Origin of the sequence: Methylobacterium sp. PvR107, from assembly GCF_017833295.1 — a bacterium.
Taxonomy (GTDB): Bacteria; Pseudomonadota; Alphaproteobacteria; order Rhizobiales; family Beijerinckiaceae; genus Methylobacterium.
Map to the genome: position 1 here is coordinate 3149914 of NZ_JAFIBW010000001.1, position 22786 is coordinate 3172699.

20 protein-coding genes and 2 pseudogenes are annotated in these 22786 nt (G+C 67.7%); 10 read left to right on the forward strand and 12 right to left on the reverse strand.

The genetic code is table 11. The features are described 5' to 3' along the window. Positions 1–246: 246 nt before the first annotated feature. Positions 247–465 carry a fatty acid desaturase gene (locus JOE48_RS14875; protein ID WP_210030931.1) on the forward strand — a complete coding sequence of 73 codons (219 nt, stop codon included), beginning with the start codon at positions 247–249 and terminating at the stop codon, positions 463–465. After that, positions 462–1496: an alpha/beta fold hydrolase gene (locus tag JOE48_RS14880; RefSeq protein WP_210030936.1), complete on the forward strand. Its 1035-nt coding sequence runs from the start codon at positions 462–464 to the stop codon at positions 1494–1496. The genes JOE48_RS14875 and JOE48_RS14880 overlap by 4 nt, the downstream gene beginning before the upstream one ends. Before the next feature lie 377 nt (positions 1497–1873). Here JOE48_RS14880 and JOE48_RS31240 read toward each other — a convergent pair. Beyond that, a pseudogene (locus JOE48_RS31240) lies at positions 1874–2104 on the reverse strand (transposase); the annotation flags it as partial. A 469-nt stretch (positions 2105–2573) separates the two neighbouring features. Between JOE48_RS31240 and JOE48_RS14885 the strand changes: the two are divergent. The 4 genes from JOE48_RS14885 (at position 2574) to JOE48_RS14900 (ending at position 9133) form a co-directional block, all read left to right on the forward strand. Continuing rightward, positions 2574–4340, forward strand: a complete 1767-nt coding sequence (locus tag JOE48_RS14885) for an ethylbenzene dehydrogenase-related protein (protein WP_210030938.1) — start codon at positions 2574–2576, stop codon at positions 4338–4340. Positions 4341–4355: 15 nt separating this feature from the next. After that, positions 4356–5393, forward strand: a complete 1038-nt coding sequence (locus tag JOE48_RS14890; protein ID WP_210030940.1) for a 2Fe-2S iron-sulfur cluster-binding protein — start codon at positions 4356–4358, stop codon at positions 5391–5393. Positions 5394–5468: 75 nt separating this feature from the next. Further along, positions 5469–6275: a PstS family phosphate ABC transporter substrate-binding protein gene (locus tag JOE48_RS14895; RefSeq protein ID WP_210030941.1), complete on the forward strand. Its 807-nt coding sequence runs from the start codon at positions 5469–5471 to the stop codon at positions 6273–6275. Beyond that, positions 6272–9133: an EAL domain-containing protein gene (locus JOE48_RS14900; RefSeq protein WP_210030942.1), complete on the forward strand. Its 2862-nt coding sequence runs from the start codon at positions 6272–6274 to the stop codon at positions 9131–9133. Before JOE48_RS14895 ends, JOE48_RS14900 begins: the two co-directional genes overlap by 4 nt. 685 nt (positions 9134–9818) lie before the next feature. Here JOE48_RS14900 and JOE48_RS14905 read toward each other — a convergent pair. The 11 genes and pseudogenes from JOE48_RS14905 to JOE48_RS14955 form a co-directional block, all read right to left on the reverse strand. Further along, positions 9819–9908: pseudogene (locus JOE48_RS14905) on the reverse strand (ATP-binding protein); the annotation flags it as partial. Positions 9909–10470: 562 nt separating this feature from the next. Continuing rightward, positions 10471–11163: a GntR family transcriptional regulator gene (locus JOE48_RS14910; RefSeq protein WP_210030943.1), complete on the reverse strand. Its 693-nt coding sequence runs from the start codon at positions 11161–11163 to the stop codon at positions 10471–10473. An 85-nt stretch (positions 11164–11248) separates the two neighbouring features. Then, the gene (locus JOE48_RS14915) at positions 11249–12013 is read right to left on the reverse strand and encodes a carboxymuconolactone decarboxylase family protein (RefSeq protein ID WP_210030946.1); all 765 of its coding nucleotides are present in this window, start codon (positions 12011–12013) and stop codon (positions 11249–11251) included. Further along, a complete protein-coding gene (locus tag JOE48_RS14920) occupies positions 12010–12399 on the reverse strand; it encodes a cupin domain-containing protein (RefSeq protein ID WP_210030948.1) in 390 nt (129 codons plus the stop codon). Before JOE48_RS14920 ends, JOE48_RS14915 begins: the two co-directional genes overlap by 4 nt. A gap of 21 nt (positions 12400–12420) precedes the next feature. Further along, the gene (locus tag JOE48_RS14925; RefSeq protein ID WP_280921370.1) at positions 12421–13344 is read right to left on the reverse strand and encodes an NAD(P)-dependent oxidoreductase; all 924 of its coding nucleotides are present in this window, start codon (positions 13342–13344) and stop codon (positions 12421–12423) included. Next, positions 13341–14717 (reverse strand): MFS transporter, encoded by a 1377-nt coding sequence (locus tag JOE48_RS14930; RefSeq protein WP_210030952.1) that lies wholly within the window; start codon positions 14715–14717, stop codon positions 13341–13343. The genes JOE48_RS14925 and JOE48_RS14930 overlap by 4 nt, the downstream gene beginning before the upstream one ends. 90 nt (positions 14718–14807) lie before the next feature. After that, on the reverse strand, positions 14808–15209 hold the full coding sequence (locus JOE48_RS14935; RefSeq protein WP_210030961.1) for a carboxymuconolactone decarboxylase family protein: 402 nt from the start codon (positions 15207–15209) through the stop codon (positions 14808–14810). Between the two features lie 58 nt (positions 15210–15267). Beyond that, positions 15268–16704, reverse strand: a complete 1437-nt coding sequence (locus JOE48_RS14940) for an aldehyde dehydrogenase family protein (protein ID WP_210030963.1) — start codon at positions 16702–16704, stop codon at positions 15268–15270. A gap of 4 nt (positions 16705–16708) precedes the next feature. Continuing rightward, positions 16709–17581: an NAD(P)-dependent oxidoreductase gene (locus JOE48_RS14945; protein WP_210030965.1), complete on the reverse strand. Its 873-nt coding sequence runs from the start codon at positions 17579–17581 to the stop codon at positions 16709–16711. A gap of 65 nt (positions 17582–17646) precedes the next feature. Beyond that, positions 17647–17973, reverse strand: a complete 327-nt coding sequence (locus tag JOE48_RS14950; protein ID WP_210030966.1) for an NIPSNAP family protein — start codon at positions 17971–17973, stop codon at positions 17647–17649. A 12-nt stretch (positions 17974–17985) separates the two neighbouring features. After that, the gene (locus JOE48_RS14955; protein WP_210030967.1) at positions 17986–18804 is read right to left on the reverse strand and encodes an N-acyl homoserine lactonase family protein; all 819 of its coding nucleotides are present in this window, start codon (positions 18802–18804) and stop codon (positions 17986–17988) included. Between the two features lie 151 nt (positions 18805–18955). On the opposite strand from JOE48_RS14955, the gene JOE48_RS14960 reads away from it, so the two are divergent. The 4 genes from JOE48_RS14960 (at position 18956) to JOE48_RS14975 (ending at position 22734) form a co-directional block, all read left to right on the forward strand. Then, the gene (locus JOE48_RS14960; protein WP_312893228.1) at positions 18956–19561 is read left to right on the forward strand and encodes an enoyl-CoA hydratase-related protein; all 606 of its coding nucleotides are present in this window, start codon (positions 18956–18958) and stop codon (positions 19559–19561) included. A gap of 275 nt (positions 19562–19836) precedes the next feature. Beyond that, a complete protein-coding gene (locus JOE48_RS14965; protein WP_210030968.1) occupies positions 19837–20838 on the forward strand; it encodes a TRAP transporter substrate-binding protein in 1002 nt (333 codons plus the stop codon). 28 nt (positions 20839–20866) lie between these two features. Beyond that, complete coding sequence (locus tag JOE48_RS14970; RefSeq protein ID WP_210030969.1) at positions 20867–21454, forward strand: TRAP transporter small permease; 588 nt, start codon at positions 20867–20869, stop codon at positions 21452–21454. Continuing rightward, positions 21451–22734 (forward strand): TRAP transporter large permease, encoded by a 1284-nt coding sequence (locus tag JOE48_RS14975; protein ID WP_210030972.1) that lies wholly within the window; start codon positions 21451–21453, stop codon positions 22732–22734. Before JOE48_RS14970 ends, JOE48_RS14975 begins: the two co-directional genes overlap by 4 nt. Positions 22735–22786: the final 52 nt, after the last annotated feature.

A 22786-nucleotide genomic window follows, 5' to 3' on the forward strand; every position in this document is an offset into this window, starting at 1 on the left:
GAGGCGGTCACACGGTTCAGGGAACGAGCCGCTTCCACGAGCGCACGGGTTCTCACTGGCTCTGAGGTGACGGCGCTGTCGCTCACCTCGGACAGGTGCGATGCCCTCCGCCTCGACGCGCATGTCCCGATGCTGGCCAGGGCCGGCTGGCTGGTCTGGCGCTCGGCCCCTGGAATTGGGATCGGGCCGCGGATCTTCGGGTAGCCGTCCCGGCGGCTCTGCCTCCCAACCGAGCACACGCTCTGCATGATCGACGACGACGGCCCGACCAACATGCGCACGGCCTTGACCAACGGCCTTATGCGGCTCCTCATGTGGACCATGCCCTTTCACGCCGAGCATCGCCTCCACCCGTCGATCCTGTTCTACCGCCTGCCAGACGCCCGCGCGGCGTTGCGCCTCGGCATGCGCCAGCGAGACGACGCCCACTGGCATGTCGGATTCGTGCGGACGCTGCGCCCGTGAGCGGTTGGGCGACGGCCACCGGAACCTTCGAACTCGGCGACCTGACGCTACAGTCGGGCGCGGTGCTGCCGAGAGCGCAGCTGCGCTGGAAGACGCATGGGACGCTGTCGACCGCCCGGGACAATGTCGTGCTCTATCCGACGAGCTATTCGGCCCAGCATACAGACTTGGAATGGCTAATCGGGCCCGATGGGGTGCTCGATCCGAGCTGTTGGTTCATCGTCATCCCGGACATGTTCGGCAACGGCCTGTCGTCGAGCCCGTCGAACACGCCGGACTGGCCCGGCCTCGTCACCGCCTGGGACAACGTCCACGCCCAGCGCCGCCTTCTCGCCGAGGTGTGGGGGATCGCGCGTCTGCACGCCGTCTATGGCTGGTCCATGGGGGCGCAGCAGGCCTACCACTGGGCGGCGCTGTTTCCCGAGCAGGTCGCCCGCGCGGTGATCAATTGCGGCAGCGCCCGGACCGCCACCCACAACCGCGTGTTCCTGAAGGGCCTCATGGCGGTGCTGGAGGCCGCGCCGGAACATCGCGGCGCCGGCCGCTTCTCGGCGGAGCCCGCCGCGGCGCTCCGGGCCTTCGGGCGCATCTACGCGGGCTGGGCGCTCAGCCAGGATTTCTACCGGGCAGACCTACACCGCACCGCCCTGGGCGCCCCGGACCTCGACACCTTCCTGCGCACCGACTGGGAGGAGCGCTTCGGCCGCCGGCCGGCAGCCGATCTGTACGCGCAGCTCCACACCTGGGATGCTGGCGACATCAGCCGCGACCCACGCTACGGCGGGGACCTCGCGCGGGCGCTGGGCGCGATCACGGCCCGGCTGCTGCTGCTGCCGGGTGAGACCGATCTCTACTTCCGCGTCGCCGACAACGCCGCCGAACTGCCGCACCTGCGCGATGCCGTTCTGCGGCCGATCCCGAGCCTCTGGGGCCACCGCGCCGGCAATCCCTCGACCAACCCAGCCGATGCGGCCTTTCTCCGCGACACCGTGCGGGCTTTCCTTGCCTCGGCGGGAGCGCGCGCGCCCTGAAAGCCCGGCCTGTCCGCCAGCGCGGGGAGAGCCGTCTCGAGCGTCGCCTTCATCTGCTCCTCTAAACCGGCAGGCCGCTCCATCTCCTGACCGAGGCGGGCGATCTTCTCCTTCAGCCGCTCGACCTTGGCCGCCAGTTCCGGCGTGGGATCCTGCCGACCAGCCGTGTCGAGCTGCGAGCGGTAACGCGACACGCTCTCCTCGATCTGTTGGCGGCGCCGGTCGAGCTTGCCATGCGTGAAGTTGCGCTCGCGATTGTCGACCGCCTTAGACTTCGAGCCGTCGATCGCGACGCACGTCCCCGTCAGAAGGCCCATCGCGCGGCACAAGGCGCCGAAGCGGGCACAGACGCGACCGATGGCCAGCCCGTTCTGCCGACGGAACTCGGCAATGGTCTTATGATCGGGTGACAGCTGGCCGGTCAGCCACATGACCTCGACATTGCGGCCCGCCTCGCGCTCCAACCGTCGGCTCGACGGGACCCGGTTGAGATAGCCGTAGACGTAGAGCTTCAGGAGAGCGGCCGGATGGTAGCCCGGTCGCCCCGTGCGTGCTGCATCGCCCCCCCCCCCCGCAAAGCCGAGCGCGCCGCGTTCCAGGGCATCCACGAAGGCATCGACGACGCGGACAGGGTTGTCCTCGGCGATTTAATCTTTCAGGCAAGGCGGAAATAGCGTCGTCTGATCGCGCTCGGCACCGACCACGCACCGTCCCATGCCATCCTCCGGGCGAGCAGGACAAAGCTACCACCATCGAGGTTTTGACACAGCCAGGGCCGATAGCGGAACAGCCGCTTCGGAGCCTGCTTGCTGGAAAAGCGGACGGCCTTCTACCGACCTGCCTCGGGTATCCTGAACGTCACTCTGACTTCCAGTCATCGCACTTCGATCCCTGCCGGATCGCGCCTGATCCCCGGCGGCCGACGGCGAACGGGCGCTTCAAGTGCAGTCCCGTCACACTCCCGGAATTTCACCGCTTTCTCGAATTCACAACCTTGGCAATAACCGTCCGTCAGCCTTAAGTTGAGAAAGAACCTGCTTACTGCGTTCGGAACGCGCGAGCGACTGGGTGACCAGAATGTCTGACACACTCGCGCCGCATCCGCCAGCCGAGACAGCGCCCGGTCGGGAACGGCAAGTAAGCTTGGCAACGCTCGCCGACCGGCATCCACGATCAGACACGGGCACGATCGTGATCCATTGGATCGTCGCCGTCGCGATGATCGCGAGCCTGATCACGGGCCTTCGGATCTCGGCCGACGCGCCGGTGGCGCGGACCGCCAAGTTCCTAGCGCCGCTGCTGCCTCAGGGCGAGGTCTGGACGGTCCACTTTGTCGCCGGCCTCAGCCTGTTCTTCGGCATCACCGCCTATCTCGTCTACCTCGTTCGTGGCCGCTTGGCGGAGCGCAACGGCCTGTCCCGTTTACGCGCGATCTTCGTCAGCGGCCGCACGAAAGCCGCCCGGAAGGCCCGCTGGGGCGGCATCAACGTCGCCCTGCACTGGGCGGTCTACGCCATCACCCTCATCCTCACGGGCACCGGCATAGTGCTGTATCTCGGCTACGGCGGATGGGTCGTGTGGCTGCACGCCACCTGTGCCCTGGTGGCACTAGGCTACATCGCGGTCCATACCCTCGCGCATTTCATGTACGGGGGCGTCTGGCAGCTCCTCAGGCTGTTCCGTCCCGCGCCCCTAGCGGACGCGGCGGTTCGCCGGAGCCAGCCGCTGCTCGCGGCCGCTGCCCTCGCCATCCCGGTGGTGGGCGGCCTGGCCTGGGCGGATTTCGCCGGCCGTTCGACCCTCGTGGTGGACCGGGTGCCGGCCGGGCCCGACCTCGGCAAGCTGCTCGACGATCCGGTCTGGAAGACCGCCCGCCCCGTCTCGGTCCGAACGATGCAGGGTGCAAATTTCGGCGGCACCGGCGAGACCACGGTCGAGATCCGCGCCGTGCGGGACGACAAGACCGTCTATTTTGCCTTCCGCTGGTGGGACCCGTCGCGCTCCCTGAAGCGTGTGCCGATGATCAAGCGCGAGGACGGCTGGCACCTCCTCGACTCGAACGCCGCGAAGGCCGACGTCACCGCCTATTACGAGGATAAGCTCGCGGTTATCTTCTCGCGTTCCGACGCCTTCGGCTCCGGCGGTTCGACGCATCTGGGTGCCAGGCCGCTGCCCGACGCGCCGGCCCCCTTGAACGGCCGCGGCTACCACTACACCACCGACGGTAGCTACATCGATATGTGGCAGTGGAAATCGGGACGGGGCGGCATGCTCGGCGTGGTCGAGGACATGCATATTGGGCCGCCGACCGATCCGACCCCAGCGGAGCGCGCAATCAAGGGGCGCTATCAGGCGGGCTACTGGGGCGATCCGGGCACCAGCGCCTACCGCTACAATTTCCGCTTCGAGGGGCCGGGCGGCTATACCGGCGCGGTCGAGCCTTTGCGGCTCCCCAAGGACTGGCGCGCCACCAAGGCCAAGCTCGGCACAGTGGATCTCGATCCCGATGCCAGCGCCTCGGAGGGCGCGGCTTGGTGGATGGTCGAGGCATCCGAAACGGTGCCGTACGCGAAGGATGTCGACGCGGAGATCCCGGTGGGCACCGTCATGCCCGGCGTGCTGCTGACGGAGGGCTACACCGGCGACCGGGCGGGCATTACGGCGGCGGCCCACTGGGCCGACGACCACTGGACCCTGGTCGCCTCGCGCAAGGTCGCAAGCGGCAGCAAGTACGACGTGGACTTCCTGCCCGGCAACGTCTTCTACCTGTACGTCTCGGCCTTCGACCACACGCAGACGCGCCACACCCGGCACATGCGGCCGGTCGAAGTCCTGTTGCGCTGACGCGGATTGGCGACGATGGCTGGACAGGTCGCCCTCGTCATTAACGGTCGCCGCGTGACGGCGAGCGCCGGGCAGACGCTGCTCGATGCCGGTCTCGCCGGCGGTCGCGCGATCCCGCACGATTGCGCCACAGGGCAGTGCGACACATGCCGTGTGCGGGTCTATTCGGGCACCGTCGACGATGGGGGCACGCGGGTCGGCGACACGGTGCTCGCCTGCCGGGCGCGACTTACGACCGAGACGGTCATCGAATTCGACGAGGTGCCCGATGTCGTCCGGCGCAGCGGGACGGTCGAGAGCGTGGTCGCCCTGACCCCCGAAATCGTCGAGGTCACGGTGACGCTGCGCAAGCGGCTTGCCTATCTGCCGGGGCAATACGTCCGCGTCACCTTCCCAGGCTGCCCGCCACGGGACTACAGCCCAACCCTGCGCACAGACGGATCGGGTGAGCTGAACGAGCTGATCTTCTCGATCCGCCAGCTTGACGGTGGCGCGGTCTCGTCACAGCTCGGGAAGCAGATCAGTCCCGGATCCGCCGTCAAGGTCGAGGGTCCGTTCGGCCACGCCTTCCACCGGCTCGGACGGGGGCGCCTCGTCGTGGTATCGGCCGGGGTGGGCTTCGCGCCGGCCTGGGCGGTGGCGCGGGCGAGCCGCCTGCGTGAGCCGGAGCGCGACATAGTGGTCGTGGCAGGAGCGCGTCATGCGCACAACCTCTACATGCGTCCAGCCCTGCAATGGCTGCGCGAACGGGGGGCTGCGACGACCCTGACCTGCAGCGGCGCGAACCCGCCTGACGACGCACGCCCCGGTCGGCCGACGCTGCATCTCCCGATGCTCACCGCGGATGACACGGTCGTCACCGCTGGAGGGCCTGAGTTGGTCGCGGCAGTGCAATTCCTGGCCGCGGCGGCAGGGGCAACCTGCTACGCGGACCCTTTCTATGCCGCCGAGCGGACCGGCACGACGAAGCACCCGGCGGAACTGAATTTCATCCAGCGCCTCCTCCAGCGGGTTACGCGTCATCAGACAACCAAAACCGAGCCTGTGGTCTAAAGGATCATCAACCAAAGATTGGTATCCACGTATTCGGTGACACCAATTTAACCACTCAGATAGCAGGTTGCGGCCATGGCACCTGCGTTCGTCAGTCTCCGCAAGCTTCCCGTGGCAGCCTTGGCCTTCTTGGCGCTGTCATTCGGTGCGTGGGCAGAAGACCTCGCCATCGTCGGCACAGGCGATGGAATCGAGATGCTGCAGGCAATCGCGACGGCCTACAATGCGGGCGGCGCGGTGCGGGTGACAGTCCCGCCGAGTATCGGGTCGGGCGGCGCGGTCGCGGCGGTCGGCGGCGAGCGGCAGAAGCTCGGCCGAGTGGCTCGCCCTCTCACTGAGGCGGAGAAGGGGCAAGGCCTCGTCGAGGTGCCGTTGACACGTATTCCCTCCGCGTTCTTCGTACACGGCGGCGTCGGCGTGACAGGCCTGACGAGCGCGCAGGTAGCAGCGATCTTCGCCGGGACGACCGACAATTGGAGTGCTGTCGGCGGCCCTGACCTCAAGATCCGTGTCGTCCGGCGCGAGGACACGGACAGCACTTTGGCGGTCCTTCGGTCAAGCATGGGAGGCTGGCGGGATCTCGTCCTGACGAGCCGCTCGAAAACCGCGACCACGACCCAGGACGCCATCGAGACCGTGCGCCAGACCCCCGGCGCGATCGGCTTTGGCCCGTTTTCGCCCGCGCTGGCGGGAGACCTCACCGTACTCGCGATCGACGGCAACACGCCGCGCGATCCTGCCTACCCCAGCGCGGTGACCCTGGCGCTGATCTACAAGGCCGCCACGCGCGACGCCGCGGCGGCCGATTTCCTCGCCTTCGCGACCTCCGACCACGCGAAGCGCCTGCTGGAGGAGCGGGGCGGCGCTCCGCTCAAGCCGTGACGCGGAATCCGTTCTCGCGTTCCCTGCGCGCGCGCCTCGTGGGCGCGACGCTCTCGACGGCCGCGATCGCCCTCGCGGCCCTCGTCTTTCTCGTGGCGCTGCGCTCCGGGCAGACCCTGAGCGAGCAGGCCCACGAGATCTCGCGCTGGTCGGAAGCCCAGCTCTCGGGCCGCCTACTGAGCGACGCAAAGCTCGCGGCGGCGCGGCTCCAGATGCAACGCGAAGATGTGGAACGGCGCTTCGCCACAATGGCCAAGCGCTGGGACGTGTCCAAGGCCGTGTTCTCCGGTAACACGGTGGCAGCGTCCGAGCTCATGCGACCCGCCCTTTCGCTCGCGGATCTCGACGGGGTGATCGCCTTCGACCAGAATTTGCGGGCGCTTACTGCCGACCGGGTCGAGGCGGACCTGCTCACGGCCAACTCGGCGCTCGCGCAGACACCCCTGGCGGCCGCGCTGCGCGGGATGATAGCCAGGAACGACCGCGAACGTTCGACTGGGTTCGTGATGTCCCTGCGCTGGGACCCCGCTTTGGCCGGCGCGCTCGCCGCGGACGAGACCGGATCGCTCGTCGACGTCTTCGGTCAACCGCTGTTCGACGAGTTCGGCGAAGTGATCGGCGGTTTGGTCGGCTACCGGGTGCTCCGCCCGCGCGAGGAAATCCTGACGGCTTTCTCCGCGCTGAGCGGACGCGACGTCCTCATCCTCGCGGGCGCCCGCCTTCTCTCATCGGCGGGCGCCGAGATCCTTAGCGCGGGACTCGGCGTTGTCTCCGCGTCGGGCCTTCAGCCGATCGCCGGCGCCGAGAAGGTCGCGCGCTGCATCCCAGTGGCGCAGGAGATCCGGCTGTGCGTCGCGGCACCCCTGCGGGAGCTCGAGGAGATCAAGAACAAGGTCGTCGAGATCGGCGAGGCGAGCTCCCGTTCCCTCCTGACGACGCTCTGCGTCGTCGCGGGCCTGACCCTGTGCCTCGTGGCGATCGTGCTCCTGTTCCTGTCGAGCCGCATCACCCGTCCGCTGGTGCGGATCACCCAGACAGTCGCCGAAGTCGCGCGGGGAAACTGGCATGTGGCAGTGCCGGACGTCCGGCGCGAAGACGAGGTCGGCGACATCGCCCGTGCGGTGGTCGTCCTGGAGCACTCCCTCGCGGAGCGGGACCAGCTGCGCGACGACGTCTTCGCCAAGAACCAGATCCTGACGGAGCGGGAGGCGCAGCTAGAGGAGCAGAACGAGCGGTTCGACGCGGCCCTGAACAACATGTCCCAGGGCCTGTGCATGTTCGACGCGAACGGCCGCCTCAAGGTCTCGAACGCGCAGTTCCTCCGCATCTACAGGATCGCACCCGAGGCTCTTGGGCCCGATCCAAACCATTCCGATGTCTGGTCGCTGGCCGGACTCGCCGATCTGGCGGGCCGGGACTTAGGTGCACACGGCCGCGTGACGACCGCAACCCTTGCCGACGGACGCTGCGTCGAGATCGCCATTCAGTCGATGGTCGACGGAGGCTGGGTCGAGACGCACGAGGACGTCACCACGAGCGTGATCGCGCAGGCGCGCATCACGCACTTGGCAACCCACGACGCCCTGACGGGGCTTCCGAACCGGACGCTGCTCGCCGAACGTCTGGGCTCGGCGTTCTCGGAACTCGCCAGGGGCGGCCGCGCCGTTGCGGTCATCTGCCTCGACCTCGACGACTTCAAGGGGGTGAACGACACCTTCGGCCATCCCGCGGGCGACGATCTGCTCCGTCAAGTCGGCGGCCGGCTGACGGCCTTGAGCCCGCCGGGCAGCACCGTGGCACGCCTCGGCGGCGACGAGTTCGCGATGGTCCTGTCCGGGTCGGAACTTGGGGATGGCGTGCTCAGGCTGGCGGAGGAGGCTCTGGTTCAGCTGCGGCGCCCGTTCCTCATCGCCGATCAGTTCGTCTCCGCCGATGCGAGCCTCGGGATCGCGATCTCAACACCGACCGATGCCGACGGCGACGATCTCCTCCGCCGCGCCGACCTCGCGCTCTACGTCGCCAAGGCCGATGGCGGCCGAAGGGTGCGCGCCTTCGAGCCGGAGATGGAGGAGCGTCAGCATCACCGGCGCTGGATCGAGCGCGAGCTGCGCATCGCGATCGAGAATGGACAGATCGAGCTGCACTACCAGCCATTGTTCGAGCTCGCCACCAACACGGTGACGGGATTCGAGGCACTGGCCCGCTGGCACCACCCCGAACGCGGCATGATCTCGCCCGGCGAGTTCGTGCCGGTAGCCGAGGCCACCGGTCTGATCGATGCGCTCGGGGTCTACGTCCTCCGGACTGCCTGCGCGGCCGCGATGGAATGGCCAGGGTCGCTGCGTGTGGCGGTCAACATCTCGCCGGCCCAGTTCCGGGAGGGTCATATCGACCAGATCGTGGAGGAGGTGCTGCACGCAACCCGGCTTCCGAGCCAACGCCTCGAACTGGAGATCACCGAATCGGTGATCCTCGGCCAAGATCAAGCCACCTACGAAAAGCTAACCCGGCTTCGCCGCCTCGGCGTGCGGTTCTCGATGGATGATTTCGGCACGGGCTACTCGTCGCTCAGTTCCCTCAACAGTTTCCGCTTCGACAAGATCAAACTGGACCAGTCGTTTGTGCGGAATCTTATGGAACGGGACGAGGCCGCCGCGATCGTTCATGTCGTGGCAGAACTCGGCCGCAGCCTGAAGATCACTACAACGGCCGAGGGCGTCGAGACGGAAGAGCAGCTGGCCCGGCTCCGGGCGAGCGGCTTCTCGGAGGTCCAAGGCTACCTCCTGAGCCGGCCCATACCCGCCGCTGGGGTGGCCGGATTCATCCTCGCCCAGTGCAATCTCAGCGCCGCAGCCTGAGATCATGTCCCGCACCGATGCAGCCGGGATCGCGCCGAGCACGCGTTCAATCAGGCACGTCTTCGAAGGATGTCCGTCGCGACGGATCAAATAGCGCGCTGTGAAGCGGCTCGCGTGCTCCGGGACGGCGCTTTGTTGCTCATCAGACACAATCACCCACTCACAGATCCGGGACTGAAATCATTAGTTTTCGACAGAAAGAATTGCTGCTAAGAAGCCTCAATCCTGTTTATCTGCAGGATTTAAGCGACGATTGTCGGATAATATTTTTGGTCCATAGAATGTTCTGCCTCAGCATCTTATGTATCGTTGCGGGAATTGCCACATCTAATTCGGCGTCCAAGCACGCGCATCACCTAGTGCTGATAGAAGGTGTTGGTGGCGGCCTCCTGATACTTGGACTTGGACTGATTGGGTTCGGTCTTCCAATTTATCGGTAAGGCATCTTAGGACGATCGATCTTCGAACATCGTTGAATGGGTCGTCTTACGCTCGGGGGTTTTGGCGTCGCGCGGGGCCCGTGCCGCAAGCCGGGCTTCGGGCAACGTCTGTCCGGTCGGCACCGGCACCGCGCCACAGCCCCGGAACGGGACCCCAGATCGGCCCGCAATTGGCCCCCTGCGCAAGCTCATACGGTGCGGCTGAGCCGATCCGACATCTGGCTTTGGCGTCGTAAGCTCTGGCCTCAGGCGCGGTTCTTGAAGCGCCAGCTCTCATTGCCGGTCTCGACGATCTCACAGTGATGGATGAGCCGGTCGGGCAGCGCCCCGCTCAAGGTCGTGACGGATTTGGCGGGCTGCTCGGTCCTTGCCGGGAGGCCCGTCGCGGTGGGCGCCGCTCGTCTGAGGCACGACCCGGTTCATCCCGGCCGTGTTCGGTCGGCTGCGTTTCCACGAAAGGTGGAAAGCTGAAGCTGAGGAGATCTCAGGGAAAAGGCTGCTTTGCGAGCCTCCGTCAGCGGCCGCTTCGGGGCAAATTCCCTCGTCGCCTGACCGACCACGATGGGCGCCAAGCCGAACGTCCGGTCCGGCCTGACGATGCCTTCCCCAAAAGCGGGCTCGCCGCTTCATGGGAGTCGCGCCGAAAAATCGGGCAGACTCGCCCAAGTCCCTTATGGCGCACCTGAAGATGTTGCGCGGGATCGGGTTCGATCTGCCACCGGACGCGATCTCCCGATGGCCGCGACCAGCCTCGCCGCTAAAAACACGCCGGTAAGACTGGTCGCAGGCGCTGGAAATTTCTGTCTCGGGACGGGGAGTTATTCCACCGACAGTTGAATCACCCTGCGTCCGCATATGCAGGACCGCGTCACGCTGCCGAGGCAGAAGAAATCAGGCTCAGCTGACAGCATCGAGCGTCTGCTGGTGGGTGCGCGCCGAGAGCTGCTTCAGGGCGACCGCACATGCATTCATGACATGGAGTCGCGCCACGTGTTCGGCTTTCGCGGCGTCGCGGGCCTGAAAAGCCTCGACGAGGGCATCGATCTCGGCGAGGCTGTGTGGCAGCCGCTCGGGATGCATCAGGGATGTCGCGCGCAGCAGGTTGATTCGGGAGTAGAATCCGCAAAGGATCTCGTAGACGAGATCGTTTCGGCAATTGCTGAGCATGATATCGTATAGAATACCCTTCGCGCGCAGGACGTGATCCGTGTTGCCGCTGCTAGCAGCCTCGCGCAGATGCCGGGCTGCCGCAGCGAATTCTGTGACGGCAGCGTCCGAAGCCTGGGTGGCGAATTCTCGGGCCGCGTAGCCTTCCAGGACAGCCCGCAGCGCGTAGAGCTGACGCGCCTCCTCCACCGAGATCGAGGCCACGACCGGGCCGCGATGTGGAACCGTGTGGACCAGCTTCTCGGCCTCGAGCCGGCGCAGGGCCTCGCGCACGGAGGCGCGGCTGACGCCGAGCCCCTCGCACAATTCGCGCTCGATCAGCCGCTCGCCGGGGGCGTAGACGCCCGAGGTGATCGCCTCGCGGACGGCGTCCTCGACCTTCCGACGGAGCGTGTCTGGCTGGATGGCCCTGATCTTGTTCATCGCCTGGTGTTCGGGGAGCGCTGATGAGCTAAACGGGTGACATGACGCAGCCCCGGGTGGCAAGGGATGTCCCGAAGCGCGTCGGTCAGCCCCGGCCCCGCGCGGCCAGCTCGTCGAGCAGGATCGGCGCGGCCAGTTCCGCGCCGTGCATGCCGATCAGGCTGACGATCTCGAGAACCTCCATGAGTTCCTCCTTGGTCGCCCCGTAGCCGAGCGCGTTCTTCATGTGCATCTTCAGGCCCGGCACGTAGAGATGGGTCGCCGCCGCGTCGAAGGCGCAGTAGACGAACTCCTTCATTTTCGGTGTCAGCACGCCGTGGCGCCAGGGCCACGCCGAGAAGTCGAGATAGCCCTCGAACAGGTCGGGATCGAGTTCGAGAAGTCCGTCCCAGAACGCGTGCCAGTAGCCCCGATCGCGGGTGAAGTCGGACTTCAGCTGCTCCTGCCGCGGCGACAGCGGCTCGGGGACGCTTCGCTGCCCGGCCTCCTCCAGCACCTCCAGCAGCAGCGGCACACCGATGTTGCAGGCGTGGATGCCGAGCGTGGCCGTCAGCGCGAGCACCTCCGCGATCTCGTCGGCGGTCGCGCCCGCGTCGAGGGCGTTTCGGATCTGGCGGCGGGTCCCGGGCGCGTAGAGATGCGTCGCGGCCGTCGCGGCCGAGAGCGCGATCAGGGCGCGGTCCTTGGCTCCGAGATGATTCTTGCGCACCGGCACCATCGCCAGCCGCGCCCAGGCGTCGAGGAAGCCCGGCGACAGCTCGGCCAGAGCCGCCTGCTCCGCGTCCCAGTAGCCGAGCTGCTGCTGCACGGTGTGCCGGAGGCTCTCCGGGTTCGGCGCGGCCCCGGTCATACCGTGGCTCCGGCGTAATCGGCCTCGACCACCTCGTCCTGCCAGTTGGTCTGGCCGAGCGAGATCGCCGTGTGGAGCAGGTAGCTGTCGGCGGCCGCGCCGTGCCAGTGCCGCTCGTCCGCGGGGATCCAGACGATGTCGCCCGCCCGGATCGGCTGCGCCTGCTGGCCCGCGACGCAGATCCAGCCCTTGCCGGCGGTCACCTGCAGGATCTGGCCCTGCGCGTGCGTGTGCCAGAAGGTCCGCGCGCCGGGCGTGAAGAAGACGTTGTTGATCATCACGCCGCCCGTCGACGGCATCACCGGATCGGCCCAGACCTGCCCGGTGAAGGTCGGCCCGCGGCTCTCGGATTTCGCGCTCTTCTCGCGACCGTGGAAAATCTGCATCGTATCCTCTCAGTTCTCGTGTCAGTTCCCATGGAGCCGGACGCCGCCGGAGACGTCGCCGATAGCGTCGACGACGCGGTTGGAGATGACGTCGCCGTAGCCGAGCGCCGTGGCGAGGCCGAAGGTCGCCATCGGGCCCGCTGCGTTGAGGGAGGCGACACCGAGCTCGTGCAGGAGATCGGTGTAGAGGACGACATCCTTGGTCATGAGCTTGCCGGTCAGGCCGCCTTCCAGGTAGTCGCCGTCCACGATCTTCGGGAATCGGTTCAGCGTCGCGAAATTGACGCCGCTGGAGGCGTTCAGCACCTCTAGGAGCCGGTGCAGGTCGAGCCCGGCCTTCCTGCCCGCCACCATGACCTCCGCGGTGGCCGCGAGGCTGACCGCATTCAGGAAGTTGTTGAGCAGCTTGGTCGTGTGGCCGGCGCCGGAGGCACCCATCACGACGACCTTCCGGGCGATCGGCGCGAACACCCAGCCGAGCCGGTCGATCACCGCCGGATCGCCGCCGACCATCAGGGTCAGCGTACCTTTCTCGGCCGCCGCGGCGCCGCCGGAGATGCCGGCATCCACGTAGGCGACGCCGCGCTCGGCCAGCGCCGCGGCGATGCGGCGCGTCGAGCTGGCGGCCGCCGTGCTGAGATCGACGACGATCTGCCCGTCCCGGCATCCCGCGAGGACGCCGCCCTCGCCGAGCACGACGCGCTCGACCACCTTGCTGTCGGGCAGGGACATGAGGATGACGTCGGCCCCTTCGACGACCGCGGCGGTCGAGGCCGCGGCCGTCGCGCCCCAGCGCGAAGCGGCCTCCCGGTCGGTGTCGAAGCCGACGACGTCGATTCCCGCCCCGGTCAGGCGGCGCGTCATGCGGCCGCCCATGTTGCCGAGCCCGATGAATCCGATCCGGTTCCCGTTCATGCTGCGTCCTCCGCGCGGCGGCCCGCTCAGTACCCGGTGCCGAAATCGACGTCCTTGGTCTCCGGCCCGATGAGCGCGCCCACGGTGCCGATCAGGCCGCCGACGATCAGCAGCGCCACGGGCGTCAGCGCGAGCGGCATCAGCGCGCTCAGCCAATCCATGTAGAAGGCGTAGAAGGACGGGATCACCACCGAGAGGCTGAAGCCGATGCCGAAGCCGGTGGCGCGGACATCCGTGGCGAAGCGCTCGTTGATGTAAGTGACGATGACGCCCCAGGGCGAGGTCACGATGACTGCCAGGAGGCTGACCAGCAGCACGCGGGTGCCGAACGTCATGTCGGGCGTGACGGTCAGCGTGTAGAGGATGTACGCGCCGACGGTCGCGATCAGCGGGCCGACGATCACGAAGAAGCGTCGGCGGCCGATGACCTGCCCCATCAGACCGGAACCAATATAGCTGAAGAACAGGATCGTGTAGCAGATCATCAGCGTCGCGGTCAGCGCGAAGCCGTTGAGGTGCAGGGTCTTCACCAGCAACCCGGTCGGCATGTAGATCGTGATGATGTTCTGCGTCATCCAGAATCCGGTCATCAGCAGAAGGACCTGCAGGAGGTCGCGGCCGCCCTTCCCGGAGAGCAGTCCCACCATGGGCGACGTCTCGGCCTGGACCGCCCCGCCGGCGGCCTCCTTCTTCCAGACCTCGGATTCCGAGACCTTGTGGACGTAGTAGAGCGCGAGCAGGCCGGCCAGCGCCGCGCCGACGATGAAGGGGATGCGCCAGCCCCAGACCGTGTACGGCGACCCGGGCCCGTCGAGGGGGAACAGGTAGAACATCAGCATCGTGATCAGGTTGATGCTGACATAGGCAGCCGGGAAGCCCGCGATGATCAAACCGCCGACGAAGCCGCGCTTGTCCTTCTTGGAATACTCGATGGCGAGCGGCATCGCGCCGGTATAGCCGCCCCCGAGGAAGATCCCGTCGAGGAAGCGCAGCAGCACCAGCAGGATGTACGAGGCGAGACCGAGGGTCTCGTAGCCGGGCAGCAGGCCGATCAGCAGCGTGATCACGCCGAACCCCGCCACCGAGTAGATCGAGGCGGACCGGCGCCCGACCTTGTCGGCGATCAGACCGAAGATCAGCGCGCCGATCGGGCGGCCGAGCAAGGTGGTGATGAAGACCAGCGACGCCAGCACCGTCTCCATCTGGGGAGACAGGTTCTTCGGCTGGAACATGAACATCACCGGAGCCAGTGCGACGACCGGCAGGTAGATGTCGAACATGTCGATGTATTCTGAGAAGAACGCGCCGCGGATGGCGCTCTTACGCTTCTCCTCGACCGACTGGGACGACGCCGGGCGCACGCCCGCCGCGTCCGTTGCCAAGGCTGCCGACGTGACCGACATGGCGTCTCCTTCCCTGTTCGTCTGCCGCGCAATTTTTTTGACTGCGTCGGTGCGGGGCGCGGGTGCGTGCCCGCGCGGTCGTTCGCGAGATCAGCGCCCGCCGGCGTGCTCCGCGTCCCACGCGGCGATCGCCGCGGAGGCGGTCCGGAAGGCGGCCAGGGCCGCCGGGGCGCCGCAATAGACGAGCGCCTGCATCAGCACGGCCTGGATCTCGTCCTTGGTCACGCCGTTGTTGAGGGCGCCTTTGACGTGGACGCCGAGCTCGTGGTGCTGGTTCATCGCGGTCAACATCGCGATGTTGAGCATGCTGCGGGTCTTGAACGGCAGCGTCTCGTCGCCCCAGACCGCGCCCCAGCAATACTCGGTGACGAGCCGCTGGACCGGACGGTTGAACGCGTCGGCATTGGCCCAGGATTTCTCGACATGGGCGGCGCCCAGGACGGTCTTGCGGTTCTCGAAACCCTGGCCGAACAGCTCGCTCTCGTCGGACATCTGGTTCTCCTGGTCGAGGCCGGTGCGCGCAGGCGCCGGCCGCAGCGCGCGGGATGGATCAGTCGAGGCCGAAGCCGATCATCGCCTTCGTCTCGAGGTATTCCTGGAGACCGGCCTCGCCCCATTCCCGGCCGTTGCCGGACTGGCGGTAACCGCCGAACGGCGCGTGGACGTCCGGGGGCGGGTAGTTGATGTGGACCTGCCCGCCGACCAGCCGACGCGCCACGGCGCGCGCCCGGTCGCGGTCCCGCCCCTGCACGTAGGCGGCGAGCCCGTAGCGCGACCCGTTGGCGATCGCGACGGCGTCGTCCTCGCTGTCGTAGGCGAGGATCGACAGGACAGGCCCGAAGATCTCCTCCCGCGCGATGGTCATGTCGGGGGTCACGTCGGCGAAGACCGTCGGGCGGACGTAGAAGCCGCGATCGAGGTGGTCCGGCCGCTCCGGGCCGCCGGCGACGAGACGCGCGCCCTCCGCGATGCCGGTGCGGATCAGCCCGACGACGCGCTCGTACTGGTTCCGGTTGACCACCGGCCCGAGATCCGTCTCGGGATCGGCGGTCGGGCCGAGGCGGAAGCCCGCCGCCGTCTCGGCCGCGATGGTGGCCACCTCGTCCATCCGGGCCCGGGGCACGAGCATCCGGGTCGGGATCGAGCAGGACTGGCCGGAATTGGTGCAGCAGGCCGCGACGCCGCGCCGGACCGCCTGATCGAAGTCGACGTCCGCGAGCAGGATGTTGGCGGACTTGCCGCCGAGCTCCTGCGCGACGCGCTTGATGGTCGGGGCCGCCGCCCGGGCGATCTCGATGCCGGCGCGGGTCGACCCGGTGAACGAGACCATGTCGATCCCCGGATGCGCGGCGATCGCGGCGCCGACGCCGGGGCCGTCCCCGTTCACGAGGTTGAACACGCCGGGCGGCACGCCCGCGTCGTGCAGAACCTGCGCGAACAGCAGCGCGCTGACCGCCGAGTACTCGCTGGGCTTCAGCACCATGGTGCAGCCGGCCGCGAGCGCCGGGGCGATCTTCACGACGATCTGGTTGATCGGCCAGTTCCAGGGCGTGATCAGGCCGCAGACGCCGATCGACTCGCGCCGGATCCGGGTGGTGCCGCGATCCTCCTCGAACGCGAAGCGCTCCATCACCTCGATGAGCGCGTTGAGGTGCGCCGGTCCCCGTGCCGCCTGCCCCTTGCGGGCGAAGCCGATCGGCGAGCCCATCTCCTGCCGGATCGTCTCGGCGAAGGTCTCGAACCGCTCCTCGAAGAGCGCGAGGATCCGGCGCAGGAGCGCGACACGCGCGGCGGGCGCCGTCTCCGAGAAGGCCGGGAAGGCGGCGCGGGCCGCGCGGACCGCCCGGTCGACATCCTCGGCGCTGCCGAGCGCGAGGGTGCCGAACGCCGTCTCGGTGGCGGGATCGATCAGCGGGAACGGCTGGGCCGCAGCCGGCTCGACCCAGGCGCCGCCAATGTAGAAGCGGCTCAGATCCGGGAGCGCCATCGTCTCAGGCTCCTTCGGCCAGCAGGCGGTACATCTCGGTGTGGTCGGCCGCGGGCCCGACCTCGCCGGCGATCGCGTGCCAGGTCTCGATGCAGTGCCGGCCGAAGCCGAGCGGGTAATCGACCGACTCGGCCAGGGCGCCGGCGATGCCGAGATCCTTGTCCATCAGCTTCAGCGAGAAGCCCGAGGCGAAGCTGCCGCTGAGCATGAACTGCTTGACCTTGTTCTCGGAGGTGTTGCTGCGCCCGGACGAGGCGTTGAGCACGTCGGTCATGGCCTCCGGCGCGATGCCGAAGCGCTGGGCCACGTGGAGCGCCTCGACCGTGGCGAGCAGGCCCGCGGCGGAGACGAAGTTGTTAAGCGCCTTGGCGGCGTGGCCCGATCCCGCCGGGCCGATATGCAGCACCGACGTGCCCATCACCTCCAGCACCGGCCGCCAGCGGGCGAGGAGATCCGCCTCGCCGCCGACAAGGATGGCGAGCGTGCCGTCCACCGCCCGCCGCACGCCGCCCGACACCGGCGCGTCGAGATAACCGAGCCCCTTCCCCGCGAGGGTCTCGCCGAGGGCGCGGGATCGCACCGGCTCCGACGAGCTCATGTCGATCACTGTGGCGCCGGCCGGGAGCGCGTTGGCCCAGCCCGCGTCGAGCAGCACCGTCTCGACGATGGCCGAGTTCGGCAGCATCGTGATCAGCAGGTCGAGCCCGGCCGCGCTCTCACGCGTGAGCGTCGTCGCGCCGAGGTCCCGGCAGAGCGCCTCGGTCCGGCCTGCGTCCGCGTCGAGCAGGTGCAGCGCGTGCCCCGCCTTCGCGAGGCACCGGCTCATGGGGTCGCCCATCATGCCGAGACCGATGAAGCCGACGGTTCTGTGTTCCATGCCGTGAATGTCCCTCTTGGTGCCGCTGGGCGACATCTGGACCGGATCGGCGCCACGTGTCCCCGTCAGCGCAGGGCGGAGAAGTCCGTGGGCGTGAGGAAGGTGTTCTCGATCCGGGCGACGATCGCCCGGTCCTTCTCGGTCTCGGCGCGGCGGGCGATCCAGTCCGGATCGGCCTGGAAGGCGTTCCAGCGCGCCTCGCGCTGGGCCATGTCGTCCCACTTGAGCAGGTAGGTGAGCGCGTGGTTGTCGGGCCCGACGAGCGTGGTCCAGAATCCGATCTGCTCGATGCCGTATTTCTGGAAGAAGCCGAGCGTGGTGGAGCGGAACCGCTCCAGCAGGGCCGGCAATCGGGTCGGGGCGCAGTAATAGACGCGCATCTCGACGATCATGGAATCCTCCGGTCAGTAGGTCGGTGAAGCGGTCGGGGGCAGGTCGACGCGCGCGATCCAGCCGGCGACGTCGTCGGCCGCCGGCGGGTAGATCGCGAGAACTTGCGGATCGTGGCCCGGGACGATGTGATCCTCGGAGTCGGCCAGACGCCGGACCGTCCGGTAGCCCTCGAACATGTCGCCGACGTTGTAGACGATCGGATAGGCGAGCCGGCGTCCGATATTGGCGTAGAAGTGCGCGGCGTCGGAGGCCAGCACGACCCAGCCCCGCGCGGTCCGGACCCGGACGATCTGCAGGCCGTCCGAATGCCCGCCGACCCGGTGAAGGGTGATCCCCGGAACGAGCGTGTCGGTCGTCTCGCGGAAGCGGACGCGGTCCTCGAACAGGCGGTCCACCATCGCCTTCACGTCCTCGGCGGCGAACGGGTGGCGGACCTCCGGGTGACACATGCAGCGGCCGGTGCAGAAGGCCATCTCGCGCTCCTGTACATGGAAGCGGGCCTTCGGAAACAGGTCGTGGTTGCCGGCATGGTCGTAGTGCAGGTGGGTCAGGACGACGTCCTCGACCTGCATCGGATCGACTCCGATCCGCGCCAAGCCCTCCCCGACCGGCCGCACGATGTCGCGACCCCGCTTCGTTGCCATCGCGCGGTCGAAGCCGGTATCGACGACGACGGTACTGCCGCCGCCGACGACGACCCAGACGAAGTAATCGATCGGCATCGGACCGTCGTGGATGTCCCCGCCGATGAAATTCTCGCGGGCCATACGGTGATGATGCGCGTACTTGATCGCGTAGATCTTGTAGATCTTGTAGATCTCTGCGTCCATGCGGGCGTTTCCTTTGGGCGGCCGGTTGACCCGACTCGTCCTCGCGGAGGCGTCTCATCTGCGAGCCGAATTGTGCATATCGTCGGACAATCTGTCAATCAGGCAGAGTTGCAATTGCCGGTGTCGATCGTCGGCTCCGTTCGGCGACGCGGTGACGGGCTCTCGGTCCGATCAGGCCTGCACGTTCGGGCGACGCAGCGCGAAACGCTGCCGCAACGACGCGGCGATCCGCGTCGTGGTCCTGACCGGGGCGGGCTCGGCCTTCTGCAGCGGCGGCGACATCGTCGAGACGGGCGAGCGCCTCGCCCTGCCGCCGGCGCGGCGCAAGGACGAGCTCCACGGGCGGATCCAGCGCATCCCGCTGACGCTGGAAAATCGCGACAAGCCGGTGATCGGCGCCCTGAACGGGGTCGCCACCGGCGCAGGCCTCGACCTCGGCCTGACGTGCGACCTGCGCTACGCCGCCAAGAGCGCCCGATCTGCCGAGACCTACATGCGGGTCGGCCTGGTCCCGGGCGCGGGCGGCGCCCTGTTCCTGCCCCGCCTCGTTGGGACCGCGAAGGCGCTGGAGCTGTTCTTCACCGGCGATTTCGTCGACGCCGACGAGGCCCTGCGGATCGGCCTCGTCAACGGCGCCCACGCCGATGCGGACCTGATGCCGGCCGTCGCGGCTCTGGCGCGGAAGATCGCCAAGGCTCCGCCGCTGACGCTGAGCCTGATCAAGCGCGCGGTCTACCAGGGAAGCGTAACGACGTGAGCACCCATCTCGACCTGATCGCCTCGCATTATGCCGTCGTCACCGCCACGCCCGAGCATCGGGAGGCGCTGCAGGCCTTCATCGGCGGGCGCGACAAGACGTGATCCGACTGCATCCGGCTCTCGCGTCATCCCGGACGCAGGGCAGAACCGCCGGCGCGAACGACATCTTCCCCCAGGCGTCGCACTTTGGCGCTTGTCGGCACGCGGCCCAGCTGCAAGTCTATCCAAAATTCAATCCGCGCAACGACGCGGACTCAAGTCTGGGAGGACACGATGACGGCTCGGATTCTCGGTGCGCTCGCCTGTGCGCTCGCCTTCATCGCGCCGGCCGCGGCGCAGACGCCGATCGTCATCAAGTTCAGCCACGTCACCACCACCGACACGCCCAAGGGCCAGGGCGCCGAGCGGTTCAAGCAGCTCGCCGAGGAGCGCACCAAGGGCGCGGTCAAGGTCGAGATCTACCCGAACAGCACGCTCTACAAGGACAAGGAGGAGGTGGAGATGCTCCAGCTCGGCGCCGTGCAGATGCTGGCGCCGTCCACGAGCAAGTTCGGCCCCCTCGGCGTGAAGGAGTTCGAGGCCTTCGACCTGCCCTACATCTTCCCCAACGAGCAGGTGCTGCGGCGCGTCCAGGACGGGCCGATCGGCCAGGGCCTGTTCAAGAAGCTCGAATCCAAGGGGATCAAGGGCCTCGGCTACTGGGACAACGGCTTCAAGATCCTCACCGCCAACAAGCCGATGCACGGACCCGAGGATCTGAAGGGCCTGAAGTTCCGGATTCAGTCCTCGAAGGTGCTGGAGGCGCAGTTCAAGCAGCTCGGGGCGCTGCCGCAGGTCCTGGCCTTCTCCGAACTCTATCAGGCGCTGCAGACCGGCGTCGTCGACGGCCAGGAGAACCCGCCGTCGAACGTGACGACCCAGAAGATCAACGAGGTGCAGAAGCACGCCGCGCTGACCTACCACGGCTACGTCGGCTACGCAGTCATCGTGAACAAGGGCTTCTGGGACGGCCTGCCGGCCGACCTCCGCACGACGCTCGAAGGGGCGATGAAGGACGCGACCGCCTACGAGCACGAGATCGCCGACAAGCAGAACGAGAAGGCGCTCGCCGACATCCGCGCCACCGGGAAGACCGAGGTCTACACGCCGACCGAGGCCGAGAACGCCGCGTGGCGCAAGGCCCTGGCGCCAGTCCAGCGCGAGATGGCCTCCCGCGTCGGCAAGGACCTGGTCGCGGCGCTCAACAAGGAAGCCGAGGCGGCGCCGAACAACTGATCCCGCCGCCGCGCCGCCCGGACCGACCATGTTGCTGAAACTTCTCGATCGGCTCGAAGAGGTGCTGATCGGAACGCTGATGGCGGCCGCGACCGTCATCACCTTCGCCACGGTGGTGCACCGGTTCCTCTCCGGCATCCCGGCGCTGCAGGACTACACCGACCGGATCGACTTCGGCTGGTCCCAGGAACTGTGCATCTACATGTTCATCTGGGTCGCGAAGTTCGGCGCGGCCTACGGCGTGCGCACCGGCATCCATGTCGGCGTCGACGTGCTGGTCAACCGCCTGCCCTCGGGCGCGCGCCAGGTCATGGTCCTGGTCAGCCTCGCGGCGGGCGCCCTGTTCACCGGGATCGTCGGCACGCTCGGCACGAACTTCGTCTGGCGCATCGGACACACCGATCAGACGACGCCCGACATGGAGATCCCGGTCTGGATCGTCTACCTGGCGATCCCGCTCGGCTCCTACCTGATGTGCTTCCGCTTCCTGCAGGTCGCGTGGGGCTTCTGGCGGACCGGGCACCTGCCCGCCCGCGACCACGCCCACGTCGACGGCGTCCAGACCGTCGAGGGCGTCGACCCGATCCAGCTCGGCCGCGAGGGAGGCCCCGCATGAGCGGCCTGATCATCTTCGGGCTGCTCATCGCCCTCATGCTCACCGGCATGCCGATCTCGATCGCGCTCGGCCTGACGGTGCTGACCTTCCTGTTCACCCTGACGCAGGTGCCGATCGAGAGCGTCGCGCTCAAGCTGTTCACCGGGATCGAGAACTTCTCGATCATGGCGATCCCGTTCTTCATCCTCGCCGGCAACTTCCTGGCCCATGGCGGCGTGGCGCGGCGGATGATTGCCTTCACGACCTCGCTCGTCGGGCACTGGCCGGGCGGCCTCGGCCTCGCCGGCGTGGTCGCCTGCGCGCTGTTCGCCGCCGTGTCGGGCTCGAGCGTGGCGACCGTGGTGGCGATCGGCTCGATCATCTTGCCGGCCATGGTGGCGGAGGGCTACCCGCGGCGCTTCGGCGCCGGGGTGATCACCACATCGGGAGCGCTCGGCATCCTCGTGCCGCCCTCGATCATCCTCGTGCTCTACGGGGTGTCGACGAATTCCTCGATCGGCAACCTGTTCCTCGCCGGGGTGATGCCCGGCATCGTCCTGTCGGCCATGCTGGCGAGCGTCACCTTCGTCATCGCCAAGAGACGCGGCTATCCGCGCATGCCGAAGGCGTCCTGGGCCGAGCGCCTGCGCGCGTTCCGCGAGAGCGCCTGGGGCCTGTTCCTCGTGGTGATGGTGATCGGCGGCATCTACGCCGGTATCTTCACCCCGACCGAGGCGGCCGCGACCGCCGCCGTCTACGCCTTCGTCATCGCGGTGTTCGTCTACCGCGACCTGAAGCTGTCGGACGTGCCCCGCGTGCTCCTCGCTTCCGCCAACATGAGCGCGATGCTCCTCTACATCATCACCAACGCGGTGCTGTTCTCGTTCCTGATGACGTCGGAGAACATCCCGCAGACGATGGCGGCGTGGCTGATCGCCATGAATTTCAGCCCGCTGGTCTTCCTGCTCGTGGTCAACATCATCCTGCTGATCGCCGGCAACGTGATGGAGCCGTCCTCGATCCTGCTGATCATGGCGCCGATCCTGTTCCCGATCGCCGTCAAGCTCGGGATCGACCCGATCCATTTCGGGATCATCATGGCGGTCAACATGGAGGTCGGCCTGTGCCATCCGCCGGTCGGACTCAACCTCTACGTCGCCAGCGGGATCGCCCATATGGGCATCTCCGAGCTGACGGTCGCGGTGCTGCCCTGGCTCCTGACGATGCTGGCCTTCCTGATCCTCGTGACCTACTGGCCCGGCCTCTCCCTGTGGCTTCCGCGGGCGCTCGGGGCGATATGACGTGTCGTGTCGCCATCGGCAACGCGCAGGCTGTGTGCCAGCCTGCAATGAC